This window comes from Microbispora catharanthi (assembly GCF_006334915.2).
In the GTDB taxonomy this organism is placed as follows: domain Bacteria; phylum Actinomycetota; class Actinomycetes; order Streptosporangiales; family Streptosporangiaceae; genus Microbispora; species Microbispora catharanthi.
Window position 1 is genome coordinate 364,538 of sequence record NZ_VDMA02000002.1, and the last position, 19,664, is coordinate 384,201.

Consider the following 19,664-nt stretch of genomic DNA (forward strand, 5'->3'; position numbering starts at 1 on the left):
GTGCTAGCGGCGCTCGACGGCCCGCAGCCCCGAGCCCGTGACGCCGATGTACTTGCCCTCGTAGGCGAAGACGCGGAAGAGCGGCTGCCGCTCGGCGTACTCCCGGAAGACCAGGTTGTCCTGGATGTCGTCCATCACGAGCACGTGCCTGCCGGTCAGGTGGGACCGCACCCGCCGGATGAAGAATTCCCGCCCGTGCCTGGTCTTGTCCGAGTCGTAGTGGACGAGATCGACCATCGTGTCCGGGGACAGGAAATCCTCGAGATTGCGACGGTCGCCCTTTATCCGCAAGGTCCATCGGCTTTTCAGGTCGTTCGGCACGACATATCCGATAAAACGCTCCGGGTTGGCAAGCCGGAAGAACGGGAAATCGCTGGACATCAATCGGCCGGCTCCGTTGACCCGCATCGCGGCGAGCATCGCCGCGGTGGACCAGCCGGCCGCCACCCCCGTCTCCAGGGCGAGCGCGGGCCGGACGACCCTGGTCAGCAGGTAGAGCAACTCCATGCCGCCCGCGCCGCCCAGGTGCACCCCCGCCGCGGCGAGCGCCTCCATGCGCGGCCGGGCGAGGTCCGCGAGGGACTCGGCGAACTCCTTGCCCTCCCGCCACAGGACCGGGTCGACGCCGTTGCCCCAGGCGTCCATGTCCTGCGCGTGTTTCGCGGCCCAGGCGCGCGCGGCCTTCCTCTCCCGGTCGTGTCCATGGCTCAGCCGAGACCATATTTTCCGCGTCATCACGGGGAGATAAGCGGGGCGGGCGGCATTTCTGGCGACGACGCGAATATTCATGATCGAAGGATACGCGGGCGCTTTATTCGAGAGCCGGAACGCCACCGGAATATCTCGGGAAAACAAGCGAGCGGCGGTGTCCGGGAATTCACCCGACACGGTAGATCGTGTAATCGCCCGCGCGATATGCGGGGGCGCCGCCCGGATTTCCGCCCAGCCGCTCGAAGACGAGCCAGCGCACGCCGTAACGGTCGCGCAGGTGCCTGCTCGCGGCCGGAGAGGGAGTGAGGAACGCGGCGTCGTTGTCCCGCAGCCGCTCGCGATCCCAGAACGGGATGCTCTGCACCGGCAGGCCGGGACGCCAGCGCGCCATGTTCGACGAGGTGTACGTCCAGCCCTCGACCAGCACCCGTCGTTCGGCCAGCGCGGCCAGCCAGAGATGGCGGCTGTCGCAGGGGTTCCGATATCCCCACCGGCAGTGGGCGTTCGTGGCGACCAGGTCGCCGGGGTCCGAGTGCGCCCGCAGCCACCGCGCCGCCGCCATGGTCCCGGCGGGCACCGCCTCGGCGGAGGCCCCGGCCCGGTGAGCGGCGGCGCCCGCGCCCCCGCCGTACGGGACGGCCCTCGCGATCCACGCGCCGGGCAGGCCGACGGCGCTGACCATGAAGACGACGAAGGCCCAGACCCGCGCGCGGCCCCATCCCCTGACGAGGAGCACGAGGGCGGCCGACGCGACGGCGACCGCCAGCGCGACGTACGGCCGGAAGAGGAGGACCTCCGGACGGCCGGGCTCCAGCGGGACCACGACACCGAAGACGACCCGGAGCACGACCTCCACCAGCACCCCGGTGCCGACGGCCACCGCCGCCGCCGTCTTCGTGAGCCTCGCCCGGCGCCGCACCTCGGACAGCCCGCGGACCGCGACGATCGCCAGGTAGGGGATCGCCCCCGCCAGGAAGTAGATCTGGCTCATCTGGCAGTGCCCGAACACGACCACCGCCCCCAGGCCCGACACCCCCATGCCGGTCAACAGCAGCGGCCCCGGGCCCATCGGCGCCCGCGACCGGCGCACCAGCCCGGCGGCCCCGAACCAGACGGCCGTCCAGCACAGCGCGTAGAGAAGCGCGCCCCCGAGCGGCGCCGTGCCGCTCCCCGGCCGGCCGGTCAGCTCTCCCCAGGTGAAGCGCATGAGCGAGAGCGGATCCACGACCATCCCGTTGCGCGCGCCGCCGAACAGCACGAACTGCGCGTAGAGGAGGCACGCCCCGGTCATCGCCGCCGCGCCGAGCAGCGCCGGGGGAAGGCGGCGCCGCCTGACCGCCTCCACCGCGCCCACCGCCGCCAGCCCGGCGGCGAGCAGCGGCAGTTGCGTGGCCTTGGCGCCCATGACTCCGACGAGGAAGGCGCCCAGCAGGACCCACCGGCCGGCGCCGCCGCGGCGTTCCAGAAGATCGGCCACCAGCAGGACGACGGGCGCGAACAGCAGCGCCCCGAACGTCTGCGACGGGCTCGTCCACGACAGGACCCGCCAGGTGAACACCCCTGTGGACGCACCCAGGTACAGGCTCGGGGCCGCGACGAAGAACGTGCCCGCGACGGCGGCGAGCGCGCCCGCCCGGGAACCGGTGACGCGTCGCGCGATCATCGTGAGCAGGACGACGAGCGCGGCGAGCACGGGAAGCATGCCGAGGCGGAACAGCAGCACCACCGGCTCGATTCCGGTCACCCAGCTCGCCGCCGCGAAGTGCGCGTACACGAACCAGTGGTAGAGCAGCGGCTCTCCAGCGACCATGGGCACGGTGGGCGGCATGTGGTGCTTCAGCTCGCCGATCAGCGCCAGGTGGTACGGCAGGTCGACGTTGGCGGCCGCCATGAGCGGCCAGGTGAGCGCCGCCTGCCGGTAGAAGGTGACCGCGCTCCAGGCGACCAGGACCACGACGGCCAGCGACAGGGCCCACGACCACCACAGCGGCGCCCGTGTCCTCGGCGCGCGTGACACGCGCCGGCGCAGCCGCGCCGACGCGGCGACGGCCGCGTAGGTGGCGGCCGGCCACGCCAGGACGAGCAGCGGCGCCCCGGCGGCCCGGGCGGCGGCGTAGACGACGACCTCGGCGACGTAGCCGAGCGCGACGCCCAGCGCGATCTCCTCGGCCAGGGTGCGGCGGCCCCGATACAGGGCACGCACCAGCAGCGTCCCCGGCAACGCCACGCAGGCGGCGAGGTAGGCCGCGAAGACGAGCAGGTCCCGCGTGGACACTCCGTAGAACATCGCCACGCCTGCCGTGAACGCGGTCGCCGTCGCCGCCGGCAGCCATCTGCCGAGACGGCCCGGCCTCCCGTCGCGCTCGCGGACAGGGGCGGTGTCCCCCGCCCGTGGCGGCAGTGTGGCGAGCGCTGTCTTGGCCATGGGGGCAAGCCTGACGAGCGCGGGCGCGATGCCGTGGCCGCGGCGCGGGCGGCCGGTGGACTCCTTGCCACTCTTTTGTACGGGCTCCCGGTTCGGACCGTCGCTTTACTTTTCCGTCGAAGCGCCTCGGGACGGGCTCCGGAGGTCCTCGATCATGCCTCGGTAGGGAATGCGAAAAGGCTTCGCCGCCGCCGTGACGGTGTCGGCGAAAAGCTCAAATCGCGGGTTAGCTTCTCCGTCGTGAACAGGCTCATCACCGAGGAGCCCGTGATGAGACCGGTCGGCCGAATTCGGGTCATGGAAATCATCGCGCGCATGAACATCGGCGGCCCGGCGACCCAGATCCTGGGGCTGTACGAACGGCTGAACACCGAGGAGTTCGACCACCGCCTCTACACCGGGCAGGTCGAGGAGGCCGAGGGCGACCGGCTCAGGGAGACGGCGGCGCGGGTGCACCGCGTCCCCGGCCTCGGCCGCTCGATCCGGCCGGGCGACGACTGCCGCGCGCTGCTGCGACTGGCCGCCGAGATGCGGGCCTTCCGGCCGCACATCGTGCACACCCGGACGGCCAAGGCGGGCGCGCTCGGCCGGGTGGCCGCGCGCCTCGCCCGGGTCGGTTCTGCTCGGGTGCACGTCTTCCACGGCCACCTGCTGGACGGCTACTTCTCGCCGGCCAAGCGTCGCCTCTACGTATGGACGGAGCGGCGGCTGGCCGCCATGACCGACCGGCTGGTGACGGTGGGCGCCAACGTGCGCGACGACCTGCTCGCGGCCGGGATCGGCCGGCCCGGGCAGTACGTCGTGATCCCGCCGGGCGTACGGCTGGGCCGGGTGCCCGGCCGGGAGGCCGCCCGCGCGGAGCTGGGCCTTCCCCAGGACGCGCCGGTCGTCGCCTTCGTCGGCCGGCTGACCGGGGTGAAGCGGCCCGACCGGTTCCTCGCGGTGGCGCGGGCCGTGCTCTCCCGCCTGCCCGCCTGCCGGTTCGTCGTCTGCGGCGGCGGCGAGCTCACGGACGAGGTGGAGCGGGCCGCATCCGCCACGCCGGGCGCCTTCCATCTGCTGGGGTGGCGGGCGGACGTCGAGGCCGTCTACGCGGCGGCCGACGTCGTCCTGCTCACCTCCGACAACGAGGGCACGCCACTGACGTTGATCGAGGCCGGCATGGCGGGCACTCCCGTCGTCGCCACCCGCGTGGGCAGCGTCGAGGAGGTCGTCCGGCACGGGGTCACCGGCCTGCTGGCGGCCCCGGACGCGGGCGAACTGGCCGAGCACGTCTTCCGGCTGCTGACCGACCCGGTGCTCGCCTGCCGCATGGGCGAGTCCGCCCGCCGCTGGACGACGGAGTCCTTCGCGGTCGAGCGCCTGGTGGCCGACACCGAGGCGCTCTACCGGTCGCTGTACGCCGCGTCCCGCCCGTCGTTCCCAAGGAGCATCGCATGAGAGTCCTCGTCACCGGAGGCGCCGGGTTCATCGGCGCCAACCTCTGCCGGGCGCTGACCACCCGGCCCGAGGTCGAGAGCGTCACCGTGCTGGACGACCTGAGCAGCGGGGACGCCGCCAACCTCGCCGACGTCGGGGCCGACCTCGTGACCGGCAGCATCCTCGACCGGGACCTGCTGGCCGAGCTCGTGCCCGGCGCGACGCACGTGATCCACCTCGCCGCGCGGCCCTCGGTGCCCCGGTCGGTGAAGGACCCGCTCGCCTCGCACGCCGTCAACGCGACGGGGACGCTGCACGTCCTGGAGGCGTGCCGGGCCACCCGCCCGCACGTGATCCTGGCGTCGTCCTCCTCGGTGTACGGCGACAGCGACGAGGCGTGCAAGCACGAGGACCTGCCGACCCGGCCATTGAGCCCGTACGGCGCCAGCAAGCTCGCCACCGAGGCGTACGCGCTGGCGTACGCCGCCAGCTACGGCCTGCCGGTGCTGCCGTTCCGCTTCTTCAACGTGTACGGCCCGCTCCAGCCGGCCGGGCACGCCTACGCCGCGGTGATCCCGGCGTTCGTCAGCGCCGCGCTGGCGGGCCGGCCGGTCCCGATCAACGGCGACGGGCGGCAGGCGCGCGACTTCACCTACGTGGGCTCGGTGGTGGACGTCATCACCGACGCCGCCGTCCGCCGGGTCACCGGCGACACGCCGGTGAACCTGGCCTTCGGCACCCGCGTGTCCCTGCTCCACCTCAAGGACGCCCTGGCCGCCGTACTCGGCCGGCCGGTCGAGGCGGAGTTCCTGCCGCCCCGCGCGGGCGACATCCGCGAGTCGCAGGCGTCGGCCCGCCTGCTGCTCGACCGGTTCCCCGGCGTCCGGCCGGTGCCGCTGGAGGAGGGCCTGCGCCTCACCGTGACCTGGTTCGAGAAGACGTCCGGCGCCTGGGGTGCCTGACATACCACCTTTGCGCACGAAGTCCTATTGCGATCCTGTCAACCTCCACTTGCTGGGAGAAGGCCTTGACCACGTCAAGCGGGAACACCTATCTGATCACGGGCGGGAGCGGCTTCGTCGGATCCCACCTGACCGATGCCCTGCTCGCTCGCGGCGACTCGGTCGTCGTCCTGGACAACATGTCGACCGGCCGCCCGGCCAACCTCGCGCACCACGCGGGTGACCCGCGGCTGCGCGTGGTCCGGGGCTCGGTCCTGGACGAACTCGTGGTGGACGAGCTCGTGCACGAGTGCGACGTGGTGGTCCACCTTGCCGCCGCCGTGGGGGTGAAGCTGATCGTCGAGCAGCCGTTGCGCTCGCTCACCACCAACGTCCGCGGCTCGGAGATCGTCATCGAGGCGGCGCACCGCTACCGGCGGAAGATCCTGGTGACCAGCACGAGCGAGATCTACGGGAAGAACTCGGCCGGCCCGCTCCCCGAGTGGTCCGACCGGATCCTGGGCAGCCCGGACGTCGTCCGCTGGGCCTACAGCACGGCCAAGGCGGTGGAGGAGATCCTGGCCAACGCCTACCACGGTGAGCGCGGCCTGCCGACGGTCGTCGTCCGGCTGTTCAACACGGTGGGGCCGCGGCAGAGCCCGGCGTACGGCATGGTCATCCCGCGGCTCGTCCGGCAGGCGCTGACGGGCGTGCCGCTCACCGTGCACGGCGACGGCACGCAGACCCGTTGCTTCGCGCACGTACGCGACGTCGTGCGGGCCCTTCTCCTGCTGCTCGACGACGACCGCGCGGTCGGCGGGACGTTCAACGTCGGCTCCAGCGACGAGGTGAGCATCCTGGAGCTGGCCAAGCTGATCGTCGAGCTCACGGGGAGCACGTCCGGCGTCGATCTCGTTCCGTACGCCGAGGCGTACGGCAAGGGCTTCGAGGACATGACGCGCCGGGTTCCCCACACCGGCAGGCTGCGCGCGCTCACCGGGTGGACACCGGCCCTGTCGCTGGACGACATCCTGCTGGAGACCATCGCCGACGCCCGCGCCGAACTCGCGGCCCCGGGCCGGTGAACGGCACCACCGCCCTGGTCACCGCGATCAGCGCCTTCGCCGGCTGCGCGACGGCGACCCCCGTGGTGCGGCGCCTCGCGCTGCGCTGGGGACTCACGGACAGGCCCGGTGGGCACAAGTCGCACCGGCGGCCGACGCCCTATCTGGGCGGGATCGCCATCATGCTGTGCACCGTCGTCCCCCCGGTGGCGCTCGCCGGCGCGGCCGGCCAGCGGATCGCCGGCATCCTCGTCGGCGCCGTGGCCATGGCCCTGCTCGGGCTGATCGACGACGTCGCGCCCCTGCCCCCGCCGACCCGGCTGGCCGTACAGGCGCTGGCGGCCGGGGTGGCCGTGACGAGCGGGGTCGTCGCGCCGGTGACCGGATCCTGGCCCGACGTGCCGATCACCCTGCTGTGGATCGTCGTGGTGACCAACTCGTTCAACCTGCTCGACAACATGGACGGCGCCCTGGGCGCGGTCACCGTGGTCAGCACCGCGCTCCTGGCCGCCGCCGCCTTCGTGTCCGGGCGTCCGGAGCTCGGCCTGCTCCTGGCCGCCCTGTCCGCCGCCGCCCTGGGGTTCCTGTTGTACAACTGGGCGCCGGCACGGATCTTCATGGGGGACGCCGGTTCGCTGTTCATCGGGTTCGTACTGGCCTCCTCGGCGGCACTGGTGATCACCGGCACCGGAACCGGAACGGCGGTCGCGGGCCTGCTCCTGCCGACCTTCGTCGCGACCGTCGACACCGGGATCGTGCTGCTGTCGAGGCGCAGGGCGGGCCGGCCGCTGCTGCAGGGCGGCAGCGACCACCTCTCACATCGACTGCACCGGCTCGGTCTCGGCAAGCGGCTCACGGCCCTCGCGCTCGCCGTGCTCGCGGCCGCCGCCGGCCTGGTCGACCTGGCGATGACGCTGGGCTGGATCGCGCCGGTCGGCGCGGCGATCGGCGGCGTCGCCGCCGCCTGCGTCGCCGTCGTGCTGCCGCAGCGCGTGCCGGTCTACCCGCCGACCCGTCCCCGGACCTCTATCCCTGTAAGGGGCTGACACCGATGGAACTGCTCTATTACGCGCGACTGATGCGCAGATACTGGCCGCTCCTGCTGCTGTCCGTGCTGGCAGGAGTGGGAACCGCCCACCTCGTGACCGTCAACACCCCGCCGAGGTACCTCGCGTCGATCACGATGCTGGTGTCCGCCGACGCCAGGGATGGCGGTCTTTCGACCGCGCTCCAGGCGGGGGCGCTGTCCCAGCAGCGGGTGCAGTCGTACGCCACCCTGCTGACCAGCCGCCAGGTGGTCGGCCGGGTCGCCCGCGGGGAGGACGTCGCCGACCTGCAGGCCAGGATCACGGCCGAGGCGATCCCCGACACCGCGTTGCTGCGGGCCACGGTCGCCGACAGCGTCCCGGTGCGGGCGGCCGCCCGCGCGAACGCGCTGGGCGCCGTGTTCGCCCGGCTGATCGACCAGATCGAGCGGCCCACGCCGAAGAGCCCGCCCACGATCCGGGTCACGGTGGTCGACGAGGCCGAGGTCCCCAAGGAGCCGGTCGCCCCGCAGCCCCTGACCGACATGGTGCTCGGCGCCCTCATCGCGCTGTTCGCGGCCGTCGCCGGCCTCGTTCTGCGCGACCGTCTCGACACCACCGTCAAGACGGCGGAGATGCTGCAGCGGGTCGCGGAGAGCTCGGTCCTCGGGGTCATCGGCTACGAACGGGACGCCAAGCGGCATCCGCTGGTCCTGCGCGACCAGGGCCGGTCGTCGCGGGCGGAGGCGTTCCGGTCGTTGCGGACGAACCTCCAGTTCATCGGCGTGGACAGGCAGCCCAAGTCGCTCGTCGTGACCAGTTGCCTGCCGGGCGAGGGCAAGTCGTCCACGTCCGCCAACCTCGCGATCACCATGGCCCAGGCGGGCTGGCGGGTGGTCCTGGTCGACGCCGACCTGCGGCGTCCCAGTGTCCCCCGCTACCTCGGCATCGAAGGCGGCACCGGGCTCACCGACGTGCTCATCGAGCGGGCGCGGCTGCACGACGTCATCCAGACGTGGGGGCAGCCGGGCCTTTCCGTGCTGCCCAGCGGCCGGATCCCGCCGAACCCCAGCGAGCTGCTCGGCTCGCGGGGCATGCGCTCGGTGCTGGCTCAGCTCACCGAGGAGTACGACATGGTGATCATCGACGCGCCGCCGCTGCTGCCCGTCACCGACGCCGCCGCCCTCGGGGCGATCTGCGACGGCGCGCTGCTCGTCGTGCGGCACGGCAAGACCCGGCGCGAGCAGGTGCTGCGGGCCGGTGAGCTGCTGTCGTCGATCAACGCCCGCCTCGTCGGCACCGTGCTGAACTTCGTGCCCGCCAAGCAGGGCTCCTACTACGGCTACGGGTACGGATACGGGTACGACTCGGCGGGCCAGGAGACCGCGTCGGAGACGCCGCAGCCCCAGGCGCCCATGCCGGTGTAGCGGACGAACCACGTGCGTGGGGCCGCGTCAGGTGACGCGGCCCCACGCGTTCGTGTGCGGCGACCGGCCGCGTCAGGCCGGCGCGTGCGTCAGCAGGCGGATCGGGACGGCGAGCGCGTCCGCGATGCGGCGGGCCGCCTCCCGGTAGGCCCTGCGCGGGCCTCCGTAGGGGTCGGCGATGTCGGGCCGCTCCACCCGGACCAGCCCGCGCAGCGCTCCGGTCTCCTCCAGCAGAGCCCGCGCCCGGCGCACGGGATCCCCGTGGCCCAGCACTCGTCCGGCGGGGACGGCGCGGGCCAGCGCGCCGAACTCGACGATGGTGAACGCGCGCGCGGCCGCGACGGGATGCAGGGCCACCGCCCCGGCGCGGTGCTCGGACGAGGCGGCCAGCACGAGATCGGCGCGGGCCACCTCCTCGGCCGTGAGAGGCCGTGAGGCGAAGTTGTCGGGATCGCCGCCGAGCCGCAGCAGCACCGCGCAGGCCCGCTCGGCCATCGGGAGCCCCGCCCGGGCGTGGGTGCCCGCGCTGCCCACGAGGATCGGCGAGCCCGGCCCGAGCGCGGCCAGGGTGAGCCGCTCGGCCATGGCCGACCTGCAGATGTTCCCCGTGCACACGAACAGGATGCGGAAGCCGGCCCCGGGAACGGAGCCGGCACGGTCATGAGAGTCATGGGCAGGGTCACGAGTGTGCTCACACGCAGGGTCATGAGCGGCAGCACAGTCCGGGACACGGTCACAGTCACGCGTACGCTCCATGTAGCGGGACGCTAGGACGCGGCGGGCAGCGCGACCGCGCACGGCACGCCGCTCTTTACGGTCTCTGGCCCGTCACCGGTCTCCGCGGCGGAAGGCGCGGACCGCCCCATGCGGCCCGCGCCTCGTCACCTCGCGGGGCAGCCCTCGTCGTTTCGCCGGATCACGGTGTCCTGCGGGCGGACGAGCGGCTGCACCGGAACCACCGGCGCGGCCGCGGAGTAGGGCTCGAGCAGGTCGAGCTCCACCGTCCTCGTCTGCCGGGGGGCGAACTCCAGCACCGACGAGAAGATCGGATGCGACCGCTCGTACTCGGTGTAGAACCCGGAGGGGCGGCCGTCCACCCGCATGCCGGTCGCCTCCGCGCCGACGGCGCCGTACAGCGACACCCACAGCAGGTTCGACCCGGGGACGTGGGGCCGTCGCGGAGAGTCGAGCCGGTCGGTGACGTAGCCGGGCAGTTGCCCGCGCGGCACGTCGTTGGCGAGCCCGATCCGCACGGTCGCCTGGCGCATCCCGTCAGGGCGGCAGGGCCCCAGCTCATAGGTGAGCGACCGGCCCAGGTAGTAGTCGAGCTTGGTCCCGGCCGAGTTGTTGACGACGAGCGCCGCGTACGGCCCCGGCCGCTCGGGCAGCACACCCCCGAGCGGGGTCGCCGCGAGCCGCCGCTCCTCGTCCTCCCTGCGGTTCCAGATCTGGACCCTGCGTTCGGCCGCCAGCCGGGACAAGACCGGCAGCAGCCGGGCCGGCTGAGGATCCGACCCGATCAGCGCCTCGCTCACGGCGGCGGCGATCCTGATCAGGTACTTCTTGCGCTCCGCCGGATCGGGATAGCGCTCGTACGCCACCCGCTCGGTGAGGTCGACGACGTTGCCGGCGGTGACGGTCTCGCCTCCCGGCAGCCGGACCGGCCCGACGATCTCCAGCATGCGGGCAAGACCTACCGGGTCGGTGGCGATGGCGCCGTCCACCGACTGGCCCGTCTGCCGCCGCCACAGGCCCGCCCAGGTGCTCGCGGCGTACGGGAAGTGCGGCGACAGGTTCGACACCGACAGCAGGGTGGTCGCGCCCGGCCCGTAGCGCGCCAGGAAGCGCGGCCCGTAGTCGGCCACGGGCTTCGAACTACTCGCGAGACCGTTGTTGGCCGACAGCCGCGCGATCGCGAGCTTGCCTCGGTCGGCGGTGAGGATGCCGAACGCGCCGACCAAGCCGCCCGTCCCGCGTGCCTCGGCGTTGGTCTGGAACGCCAGGAAGTACCGGCGCGGGCCGTCGCGGCCGAGCATGGGCGGCGCGAGCGCCGCGACGTTCGCCGCCGCGCCCACCCAGCCCTCGATCCTTCCGGTCTCCCTCAACAGCGTGTCGCGTGCCCGGTTCACGGCCTCCAGGCCGGTCCTGGCCGGAGTGTGCGCCAGTTGCGACCGCGCCGCCGCGATGCGCACGCCGGCGCGGTCGAGGACCGGCGCCAGGGCGTCGAGAACCTCCAGCGTCCGGCTCTGGTCGCCCCCGGCGAGGGCGCCGCCCCCCGGCATGAGCGGCGCGGCCGCCCGCTGGACCCCGGCCAGCACGTCGGTGAACTCCGCGGCCGCCCATGCCAGGCCGCGGATCGTCGTCGCCGCGTCCCCCACCAGCGGCACGTGTGTGAGCAGAGCCCAGTCGGGACCGCTGGTGAGCCGCCACGCCTCCGCCGCGTGCCGCCGGGCGTCCGCGAGTGTCACGCCCAGCGAATCGCCCGGCGACGCGAGGCGGGCGGTACGCAGCCGGAGCAGAGCGTCCCGCGTCGCCTCCAGGTGGTCGCGCACGCTCAGCCCGAGATGCACGGACCAGCCCCCGGCCAGCACGAGGCCGAGGGCCAGCGACGGCAGGCCGGCGACGACCAGCCTGCGCTTCCTCCTCCTTGGCACCGGTCTGCTCGACACCTGTCTACTTGGCGTCGGTGGACCGGCGGCGCCGTGCGGAGAGCAGGGTGCAGCCGAGCGCGACGGCCAAAAGGCCCGCGCCCGCCGCGGCGATCCCCATCGGCGCGCCCGTGAACGGCAGCTGAGGGCCTTCGGCGGCCGCAGCCGGTGCGGGGCCACCGCCGCCCATGGTCTCCTCAGGTCCCATGCCGGCGGGCGCCCCCTCGTCGGAGCTCTCCTCCTCGATGCCCTCCTCGGGCTCCTCCTCCGGCTCCTCCTCGGAGAGGTTCTCGCCGGGGGCCCCGGCGACGCCGGCCGGCGCCCCGTCGGCGCTCTGCACGGCGTTCTGCACCGGGACGACCCCGCCGTTGCCGCCCGCGCCGACCGGCGCGACGACGGGCTGGCTCGGCTCGTTCTTCGTCTCGTTGGTGGTCCAGGCGCCGGGCCCGGTGTTGTTCCACCCCGGGCTGCCCCACCACATCGGCCCGTTGTTGTTGCAGTTGCCGTTGGGGCAGTTGTTGTTGGTCGACGTCTCCGGCTCCGCGACCTGCACCTGCTCGGCCGGAACCACGCCGGCCACGACCGGCTCGACGACCTGGTCGACGCCGTCCGCGCCGCGACCGCCCCTGCCGTCCGCACCGCCACCGCCCGCGCCGCGACCGCCCGAACCCCTGCCGTCCACGCCTGGAAGGCCGCCACCGAGCAGCTCGCCCTCCCTGGCGAGACCGGTCAGGGCATCGAAGGGATCATCCGCGAACGAGCCCAGGAACACCAAGGCGTACGGGTCGAAGGGCCTGGGCGGGTACGGCTTCATGGCGACCTTCGGCGCCGCCGCGTAGGTCTGTGCAGCGGCCACCCCGGCGCTGCCGAGCGTCAGGCCGCCCGCGACCGTCACCGCCAGAAGAATAGGTACTGTATTTTTTCGCGCCACTTTGGACTCCCGATAACGGCCGCTCAATTATTTGAGCATTTGCCCGGATTGCCAGCGATATTTCGCTGCTCGACTGTTATATGCGCCCGGCGAAGAGCCGCCCCATCGCGGCGCACGGTGCTTACCGAAGGATCGTCCAGGTTTTCGCTTCGTTGACCGCGGTCACGTCGCCCCAGGTGATCGGGCATATGAGCCAACCGTACGGGCCTGCGCGGGCGATTGCGGGGCGGGACACGCACCACGCCCATGCCCCTGTGTCCGGCGAGCCAAAGAGTTCGCCAACACCTCCTGCGGGACCGCCGCCGGCGGATGGCCGAAGGCCATACTCGGTCCGTGCGCGGAGCAGACGACGGAGCCGTGAGAACGGTCACGCGGGCCATCGGCGAGCTGTGCCTGCCCGTGGGGCTGGTCCTGCTGCTGTTCTACGCGTACCTGCTGTGGGGCACCGGCGCGGAGACCGAGCGGGAGCAGCGCGTCCTGCAGCGACGGCTCGGCGAGGTCTTCGGCAGGCACGACGGGCACGCGGGTTCGGGCGTGGGTGCGGTGCGGCTCGGCGACGCCCTGGCGCTGCTGCGCATCCCGAGGCTGGGCGCTCATTACCGGTTCGCCGTCGTCGAGGGCGTCGGCTCGGCGGAGCTGCGCAAGGGCCCCGGCCACTTCCCCGGCACGGCGCTGCCCGGCCAGGTGGGCAACTTCGTGCTCTCCGGCCACCGCACCACCTACGCCGCGCCGTTCAACCGGATCGACGAGTTGCGGCGCGGCGACGACATCGTGGTGGACGCGCGGGACGCCCGCTACACCTACCAGGTGACGCGCAAGGAGGTCGTGGACCCTGCCGAGGTCGACGTCGTCGATCCCGTCCCCGGCCACCCCGGGCAGCGGCCCACGACCGCGTTCATGACCATGACCACCTGCCACCCCAAGTTCTCCGCGGCGCAGCGCCTGGTCGTCCAGAGCGTGCTCGTGCGCCGCGAGGAACGCCAGGACTGACCGAGGGAGATCCGGCGTGTACAGGTTCCTCTGGCGGCGGCTGCCCGGCGGCACCGCGCTCCGGCTGTCCGTCGTGCTGCTGCTGACCGGCGTCGCCGTGGCCGTGCTGTGGTACGTCGTGTTCCCCTGGCTGGCGCCGCGGGTGCCGCTCGGGTAGCGAAGCCGTCTGCGGCTGTCCCCTGTGCCCCATAACTCGGAAGTAGGGGAAAAGTGACCTGTCCCCTGCCGGGCCCGCCGGACGTACGTTTGCGGGTGCCTCACCCGGGACTCCACCGATCACCGGCGTGCCAGTGCCGTCGGTCCTTCCGGTGCGCCTCGTGGTGGTCATCCCCCGACCGAGGAGACTCCGAATGCACATGTCCCCGATGCGATTGTCACGGTTCCTTCGGACCGTCTCGGCCCTGCTCCTGGGACTGGCCGTGCTGTTCACGGTGTCGCCGGCCAGGGCGGCCGCGCCGGCCGGCGAATCGGCGGCGAGCGCCGTGCGCGTGCTGCGATACGACGCGAGCCGGGCCGCCGAGTTCCGCGCGGTGATGGACCAGGCCGCACAGGTCTGGAACGCCGGCGTCGCCAACGTCCGGCTCGTGGCGGGCACGCCCGCCGACTTCGTGGTGCTCGCCGACAACGGCTGGCCCCGCACGAGCGTCACCAGGCTCGGCCGGGGCACCGTCTGGATGGGCAGGGAGGCGACCGCCCAGGGGTACTACCCGCTGCGCATCGCCACTCATGAGATCGGCCACATCCTCGGCCTGCCCGACCGGCGCACCGGCCGCTGCACCGACCTGATGTCCGGTCACAGCGCCCCGGTGAGCTGCACCAACGCCAACCCCAGCGCGGCCGAGCGCGGCGAGGTCGACGCGAACTTCGCCAGCTCCGCCCTCGCCGCCGGCGAACGCGCAGGCCGACTCTTCGTCGACCGCGCGGACGCCGCCGGCGACCTGGTCCCCGCGCCGTAACGGGCTCCAGGGGAGCGCCGTCCGAGGGGGCGGTTCAGAGGTTCGGTTTCGAGGGGCACCGTTCGAGGGTTCGGTTGACAGGGTGCCGTTCAGGGAAGCGCGGTCAGAGGGCGACACCGAGGAGCGCGTCGGCGACGTCGCGCACCAGCGCCGGAGAGGAGGCGTCGTCGCCCTCCTCCGCCGCCCAGGCGTCGATCGCCGCGAGCGCGCCCGGGGCATCGAGATCGTCGGCGAGGCGCTCGCGCACCGCCGCCAGCACCGGGGCGCCCGCGGGGCCCGCCGGGCGGGCCACCGCCGCCCGCCACCGCGCCAGCCTGTCCTCGGCCGCGGCGAGCTGGTCCGGTGTCCACTCCCAGTCCGCGCGATAGTGGTGCGCCAGCAGGGCCAGCCGTATGGCGACGGGGTCGGCGGTCTGCCGCAACCTGGAGACGAACACGAGGTTGCCCCTGGACTTCGACATCTTCTCGCCGTCCAGGCCGACCATGCCCGCGTGGACGTACGCCCGCGCGAACGGCCACTCGCCGGTGGCCACGTGGCCCTCGCACGCGCCCATCTCGTGGTGGGGGAAGATCAGGTCCGAGCCGCCGCCGGCGACGTCGAAGCCGCTGCCCAGGTTGCGCAGGGCGATGGCCGTGCACTCGATGTGCCAGCCGGGCCTGCCGCGGCCGAACGGCGACTCCCAGGACGGCTCTCCCGGCCGTTCCGCCCGCCACAGCAGCCAGTCGAGCGGATGGCGCTTGCCCTCCCTGCCGGGGTCGCCCCCGCGCTCGCCGAACAGCTCCAGCATGGTCTCCTCGGTGTAGCCGGAGACCGCGCCGAACTTGGGCGCGGACGCGACCGAGAAGTAGACGTCCCCGTCGATCTCGTACGTGGCGCCCCGCTCGGCCAGCCGGGCGATCAGTTCGGCGATCTCCCCGACGGTCTCGGTGACCCCGACGTACTCGCGGGGCGGCAGGATGCGCAGCGCCTCCATGTCGGAGCGGAACAGCTCGATCTCGCGCTCGCCGAGGGAGCGCCAGTCGGTCCCGGTCGCCTCGGCCCGCTCGAGCAGCGGGTCGTCCACGTCGGTGGCGTTCTGGGTGTAGTGCACGTCGTGGCCGGCGTCCCGCCACACTCGGTTGACCAGGTCGAAGGCGAGGTAGGTGTTGGCGTGCCCGAGATGGGTGGCGTCGTACGGCGTGATGCCGCAGACGTAGAGCCGGGCCTCGCCGGAGGGGGCCGTCTCCCGCACCTCACGGGCAGCGGTGTCGTACAGACGGAGCGGAAGGCCCGGACCAGGCAATCTGGGGACATTCGGAGCAGACCACGATCGCATGGTGTGAAGCCTATCCGCGCGGCCGGCGGACCGGTTCAGCCGGTGTGCTCCACGAGGTGTCGATCTCGTGCCAGGTGGCGGGGTCGTCCGGCTGAGGGCAGAAGTCGTAGCGCAGCCCCTCCTCCGCGAGGGCGACCAGCGTGATCGAGAGGCTGGCGAAGACCCGCCCGTCCGCCAGCCGCTGCCGCATGACCAGCGCACGGGGATCGTCCCAGGGCACCCCGGCGCCCGACGCGGGATCGAGCCACTCCCCCCAGAACCGCTCGGACGAGCCGCCCGTGGTCCACGGGGGCCGCGCCGCCCGGGCGAAGCGGGGCCGGAACCAGGCGGTGCGCGGCCGGCTCTCGCCGCGGTCCCAGCCCGAGTTCACGATCACGTGCACGCCCTGGGGCAGCTTCTCCTCGGCCAGGGTCTCGCCGTCCCAGCTCCACAGCCGTACGCCGTCGAGCCCGCCGAGGACGAGATGAAAAGGGTCATACCAGGACAGGTCGACCGGGGGAAGTTCTCCCGCGGCGGCGGCGAGGAGCGGCAGCTCGCCGCGCGAGTGGCGCCTGCCCGCCGGGGCCGCGACGCCGTCGCCGTTGAGCAGCGCGGCCACGCGCCGCGCGGCGGGGTCGGCGGCCAGCCAGGTGCCGCCCGCCTCCAGGTCGCGGCCTCCGATCAGGCCGGGGTACGCGGGCCAGTGCCGGTCCGGCGACATCCACGGCCGCGTGACGAACTCGTCACGCACTCCCGCCAGGAGCACCGGCGCGCCGGCCTCCGGCTCGACGCTCACGACGACCGTACACAATGCGTGTTCCCTCCTATATCGGTAGAGACCCCTGCAGAGTGCACAATTCGCACGTTTTGCGCAAGCCTGTCTGCGGCGATCAAATCGGGGGCCACGGGATCGCCGGCCAATCCTCGGAGGGATGCGGGTGTACCCCGGTGGCCAGCAGCCTCTTGACCCGCTCCCACGTGGCCTCCACCTCGGCCTGGGTCAGCAGCTCGCGCAGGCGCCGGCCGAGGCGCCCCCTCTCGATCTCGCGCTCCAGCCGCACCAGCACGTTGACCGCCTCGCGCGGGAGCGTCTTGCCGCGCCACTGCCACAGCACGGTGCGCAGCTTGTCCTCCACCGCGAAGCAGACCCCGTGGTCGACCCCGTACACGTGCCCGTCGGGCAGCGGCAGCAGGTGGCCGCCCTTGCGGTCGGCGTTGTTCACCACGGCGTCGAACACGGCCATGCGGCGCAGGGCGGGGTTGCGGCTGCGCATCAGGGCCATCAGGTCGGTCTCGGGATCGGCGTCGATCCACAGCTGCACCATCCCCGGGCCGAAGGGGCCGTCCCGGTAGACGGTCGGCGGCACGATGCGCCATCCGGTGACGGCCGCAACCTCGTAGGCGGCCACCTCCCGGGCCGCGAGCGTGCCGTCGGGGAAGTCCCACAGGGGGCGCTCCCCGCGCACCGGCTTGTACACGCACGCCGCCGCGTGCTCGCCGTTCCTGATGGAGCAGTAGAGCGTCATGTTCGTGGCCTCGACGAGTCGTCCGGCCACTTCTAAGGTGCCCTCCCGCAGCAGGCGCATGGCCGCCGCGTCGTCCAGCCCCGGCCCGTCCACGTCGCTGATGCTCGCCTCGCCCTCGGCCGTCATCCGGTTCCTCGCCCGCGCGGCGCCAGGCCGCTCTTCCACCCGTTCACGCCGCGCCTCTCATGCCGACAACCCTCCGGGGTGGTGACCGTTGAGGCGGACGCATATATGGCCCTCGGACTCGAGAGGCCGGCCGCACAGCGGGCACGGCGGACGGCCCGCGGCGACCACCTCCAGCGCCCGGCGGCTGAACGCGCGGGCGGCGGCGGCGCTGATCCGCACCCTGAGGACGGCGGGCTCGGGCCGGTCGTCCAGCGGCGGCTCGTCCTCCTCGTCGTCCTCGGTGGCCTCCTGCGCCTCGATGATCACCTGGGCGGTCTCGGGATCCCAGGCGAGCGCCATCGTGCCCACCCGGAAGTCCTCGTCGATCGGCAGATCGAGCGGTCCCTCGTCGGCCAGCTCCGCGGGGGCCATGGCCGGGACCGGCGCGCGCCCGCCGCTGCGCCGCAGCACCTCGTCGAGCAATTCGTCGAGGCGGTCGGCGAGCACGGCGACCTGGAACTTCTCGAGCGCCACCGTGGTGATCCTGCCCTGGCCTCGGGCCTGCAGGAAGAAGGCTCGCGCGCCCGGTTGCCCCACGGCACCGGCCACGAACCTGTCAGGCGGATCGTAGTCGAAGACCGGCATAGCCCCGACCCTATGTGGTCCCGGGTCCACCGCCGACGGCGGCATCGCTTCCGGTGATGGTTTCTCCCCCGTCTCGGTCCTCCGACACCTCCGGCGGGGGCACCAGGTTGGCCACTCCCCCGCCCACGTCGTTCGCCCTGAGCAGGAAGGGACGCAGGGGGGTGTAGCGGATCACCGTGACGGACGCGGGGTCGGCCGTGATCCGCTGGAACTGGTCCAGGTGCACGCCCAGCGCGTCGGCCACGATCGCCTTGATCACGTCCCCGTGGCTGCACACCAGATAGGTGGCCTTCTCGCCGAGCCGCTCGTTCCAGTCGCGTACGGCCCGCACGGCCCGGTTCTGCACCTCCGCCAGCGCCTCCCCGCCGGGGAACACCGCCGCGCTGGGATGGGCCTGCACCACCCGCCACAGCGGCTCCTCGGCGAGCTCCTTCAGCGGCCTGCCCGTCCAGTCGCCGTATCCGCACTCGCCGAACCTGTCGTCGGTCTGCACGGAGACGGGGCGGCCCTGCGCGATGGCGGCGGCGGTCTCCCGGCACCGCTCCAGCGGGCTGGACACGATGGCGTCCAGTTCCAGGGGCGCGAGCCGCTCCGCCACCGCGCGGGCCTGCTCCCGGCCGCGCTCGTCGAGGTGGACCCCGGGGGTCCAGCCGGCCAGCACGGGGCCGGTCATCGCGGTGAGGCCGTGCCGTACGAGGAGGACGGTCGTCATGACTGCACCACCCCGAGGGCCAGCAGCGTGAGGAGGAACGTTCCGGCGAAGACGCGGTAGACGACGAAGACGGTGGTCGAGTGGCGCGCCACGTAACGCAGCAGCCAGGCGATCGAGGCATATCCGACGACGAACGACACGACGGTCGCGATCAGGGTGGGCGCGACCGGCGGGCCGCCGCCGTCGCCGACGTGCCGCAGCTCGAACAGCCCCGAGAGGATCACCGCCGGGATCGACAGCAGGAAGGAGTAGCGGGCGGCCGCCTCGCGCGTGTATCCGAGGAACAACGCGCCGGTCATCGTGGAGCCCGAGCGGGAGGCGCCGGGGATCAGCGGCAGCATCTGCCAGGCGCCGATGACGAGGCCGTCGCGCATGTTGAGGTCGGCGACCTCCTTCTTCTTGCGCCCCATCTGGTCGGCCACGAGCAGCAGCAGGCCGAAGACGATGAGCATGGCCGCGTTCAGCCACAGGTTGCGGGCCGGGCCCTCGATCGCGTCCTTGAACAGCAGGCCGGCGACGCTGATCGGGATCGTGCCCAGGCCGATGTACCACCCCATGCGCGCGTCGAGGTCGCCGCGCAGCTCCGGGGTCCACAGGCTGCGCAGCCAGGTCCAGGTGATCCGGACGATGTCCCGCCAGAAGTAGATGAGCACCGCGAGCATGGTGCCGAGCTGGATCACCGCGGTGAACGCGGCGCCGGGGTCGCCCCATCCGGCCAGCTTGGGCACGATCAGCAGGTGGGCCGAGCTGGAGATGGGCAGGAACTCGGTGAGACCCTGCACGAGCCCGAGCACGATCGCCTGTAGTACGTCCATGGTGCGGACAGCCTATCGGCTAGTCTGTCC

19 protein-coding genes are annotated in these 19,664 nt (G+C 72.9%); 8 read left to right on the forward strand and 11 right to left on the reverse strand.

The features are described from left to right. Positions 1-3: 3 nt before the first annotated feature. Positions 4-735 carry a class I SAM-dependent methyltransferase gene (locus FH610_RS04835; RefSeq protein WP_152313693.1) on the reverse strand — a complete coding sequence of 244 codons (732 nt, stop codon included), beginning with the start codon at positions 733-735 and terminating at the stop codon, positions 4-6. A 142-nt stretch (positions 736-877) separates the two neighbouring features. Continuing rightward, positions 878-3,136, reverse strand: a complete 2,259-nt coding sequence (locus FH610_RS04840) for a hypothetical protein (protein WP_139573034.1) — start codon at positions 3,134-3,136, stop codon at positions 878-880. A gap of 240 nt (positions 3,137-3,376) precedes the next feature. Between FH610_RS04840 and FH610_RS04845 the strand changes: the two genes are divergently transcribed. The 5 genes from FH610_RS04845 to FH610_RS04865 all read left to right on the forward strand — a co-directional run bounded on the left by FH610_RS04845 (position 3,377) and on the right by FH610_RS04865 (position 9,012). Then, positions 3,377-4,576, forward strand: a complete 1,200-nt coding sequence (locus FH610_RS04845) for a glycosyltransferase (RefSeq protein ID WP_240808767.1) — start codon at positions 3,377-3,379, stop codon at positions 4,574-4,576. After that, the gene (locus tag FH610_RS04850; RefSeq protein ID WP_139573035.1) at positions 4,573-5,517 is read left to right on the forward strand and encodes an NAD-dependent epimerase/dehydratase family protein; all 945 of its coding nucleotides are present in this window, start codon (positions 4,573-4,575) and stop codon (positions 5,515-5,517) included. The genes FH610_RS04845 and FH610_RS04850 overlap by 4 nt, the downstream gene beginning before the upstream one ends. Before the next feature lie 65 nt (positions 5,518-5,582). After that, positions 5,583-6,581 (forward strand): NAD-dependent epimerase/dehydratase family protein, encoded by a 999-nt coding sequence (locus tag FH610_RS04855; RefSeq protein ID WP_139573036.1) that lies wholly within the window; start codon positions 5,583-5,585, stop codon positions 6,579-6,581. Then, the gene (locus FH610_RS04860; protein ID WP_139573037.1) at positions 6,578-7,606 is read left to right on the forward strand and encodes a glycosyltransferase family 4 protein; all 1,029 of its coding nucleotides are present in this window, start codon (positions 6,578-6,580) and stop codon (positions 7,604-7,606) included. The genes FH610_RS04855 and FH610_RS04860 overlap by 4 nt, the downstream gene beginning before the upstream one ends. 5 nt (positions 7,607-7,611) lie before the next feature. Next, positions 7,612-9,012 (forward strand): tyrosine-protein kinase domain-containing protein, encoded by a 1,401-nt coding sequence (locus FH610_RS04865; RefSeq protein ID WP_139573038.1) that lies wholly within the window; start codon positions 7,612-7,614, stop codon positions 9,010-9,012. A gap of 72 nt (positions 9,013-9,084) precedes the next feature. Here the strand turns inward: FH610_RS04865 and FH610_RS04870 are convergent, their stop codons facing one another. The 3 genes from FH610_RS04870 to FH610_RS04880 form a co-directional block, all read right to left on the reverse strand. Continuing rightward, complete coding sequence (locus FH610_RS04870; RefSeq protein WP_139573039.1) at positions 9,085-9,768, reverse strand: arsenate reductase/protein-tyrosine-phosphatase family protein; 684 nt, start codon at positions 9,766-9,768, stop codon at positions 9,085-9,087. A gap of 125 nt (positions 9,769-9,893) precedes the next feature. Beyond that, on the reverse strand, positions 9,894-11,666 hold the full coding sequence (locus FH610_RS04875; RefSeq protein ID WP_139573040.1) for a DUF4012 domain-containing protein: 1,773 nt from the start codon (positions 11,664-11,666) through the stop codon (positions 9,894-9,896). Between the two features lie 19 nt (positions 11,667-11,685). Further along, positions 11,686-12,555: a hypothetical protein gene (locus FH610_RS04880; RefSeq protein WP_139573041.1), complete on the reverse strand. Its 870-nt coding sequence runs from the start codon at positions 12,553-12,555 to the stop codon at positions 11,686-11,688. A 393-nt stretch (positions 12,556-12,948) separates the two neighbouring features. On the opposite strand from FH610_RS04880, the gene FH610_RS04885 reads away from it, so the two are divergent. The 3 genes from FH610_RS04885 (at position 12,949) to FH610_RS04890 (ending at position 14,537) form a co-directional block, all read left to right on the forward strand. Then, entirely contained in the window at positions 12,949-13,581 is a 633-nt protein-coding gene (locus FH610_RS04885; RefSeq protein WP_139573042.1) for a class E sortase, read from the forward strand. A gap of 16 nt (positions 13,582-13,597) precedes the next feature. After that, positions 13,598-13,738 carry a hypothetical protein gene (locus tag FH610_RS43220; protein WP_167538677.1) on the forward strand — a complete coding sequence of 47 codons (141 nt, stop codon included), beginning with the start codon at positions 13,598-13,600 and terminating at the stop codon, positions 13,736-13,738. A gap of 193 nt (positions 13,739-13,931) precedes the next feature. Further along, positions 13,932-14,537 carry a snapalysin family zinc-dependent metalloprotease gene (locus FH610_RS04890; protein WP_240808768.1) on the forward strand — a complete coding sequence of 202 codons (606 nt, stop codon included), beginning with the start codon at positions 13,932-13,934 and terminating at the stop codon, positions 14,535-14,537. 103 nt (positions 14,538-14,640) lie between these two features. On the opposite strand, the gene mshC is transcribed toward FH610_RS04890, so the two are convergent. The 6 genes from mshC to FH610_RS04920 form a co-directional block, all read right to left on the reverse strand. Then, a complete protein-coding gene (gene mshC / locus FH610_RS04895) occupies positions 14,641-15,852 on the reverse strand; it encodes a cysteine--1-D-myo-inosityl 2-amino-2-deoxy-alpha-D-glucopyranoside ligase (RefSeq protein ID WP_139573043.1) in 1,212 nt (403 codons plus the stop codon). Between the two features lie 10 nt (positions 15,853-15,862). After that, positions 15,863-16,627 (reverse strand): NRDE family protein, encoded by a 765-nt coding sequence (locus FH610_RS04900; RefSeq protein ID WP_240808769.1) that lies wholly within the window; start codon positions 16,625-16,627, stop codon positions 15,863-15,865. 94 nt (positions 16,628-16,721) lie between these two features. Then, positions 16,722-17,483, reverse strand: a complete 762-nt coding sequence (locus FH610_RS04905; RefSeq protein WP_139573045.1) for an SCO1664 family protein — start codon at positions 17,481-17,483, stop codon at positions 16,722-16,724. A 57-nt stretch (positions 17,484-17,540) separates the two neighbouring features. Then, positions 17,541-18,107 (reverse strand): DUF3090 domain-containing protein, encoded by a 567-nt coding sequence (locus FH610_RS04910; protein WP_139573046.1) that lies wholly within the window; start codon positions 18,105-18,107, stop codon positions 17,541-17,543. Positions 18,108-18,117: 10 nt separating this feature from the next. Continuing rightward, positions 18,118-18,819, reverse strand: coding sequence for a histidine phosphatase family protein (locus tag FH610_RS04915; protein ID WP_139573047.1), 702 nt, complete (start codon positions 18,817-18,819; stop codon positions 18,118-18,120). Beyond that, positions 18,816-19,634, reverse strand: coding sequence for an undecaprenyl-diphosphate phosphatase (locus tag FH610_RS04920; protein ID WP_139573048.1), 819 nt, complete (start codon positions 19,632-19,634; stop codon positions 18,816-18,818). Before FH610_RS04920 ends, FH610_RS04915 begins: the two co-directional genes overlap by 4 nt. Positions 19,635-19,664: the final 30 nt, after the last annotated feature.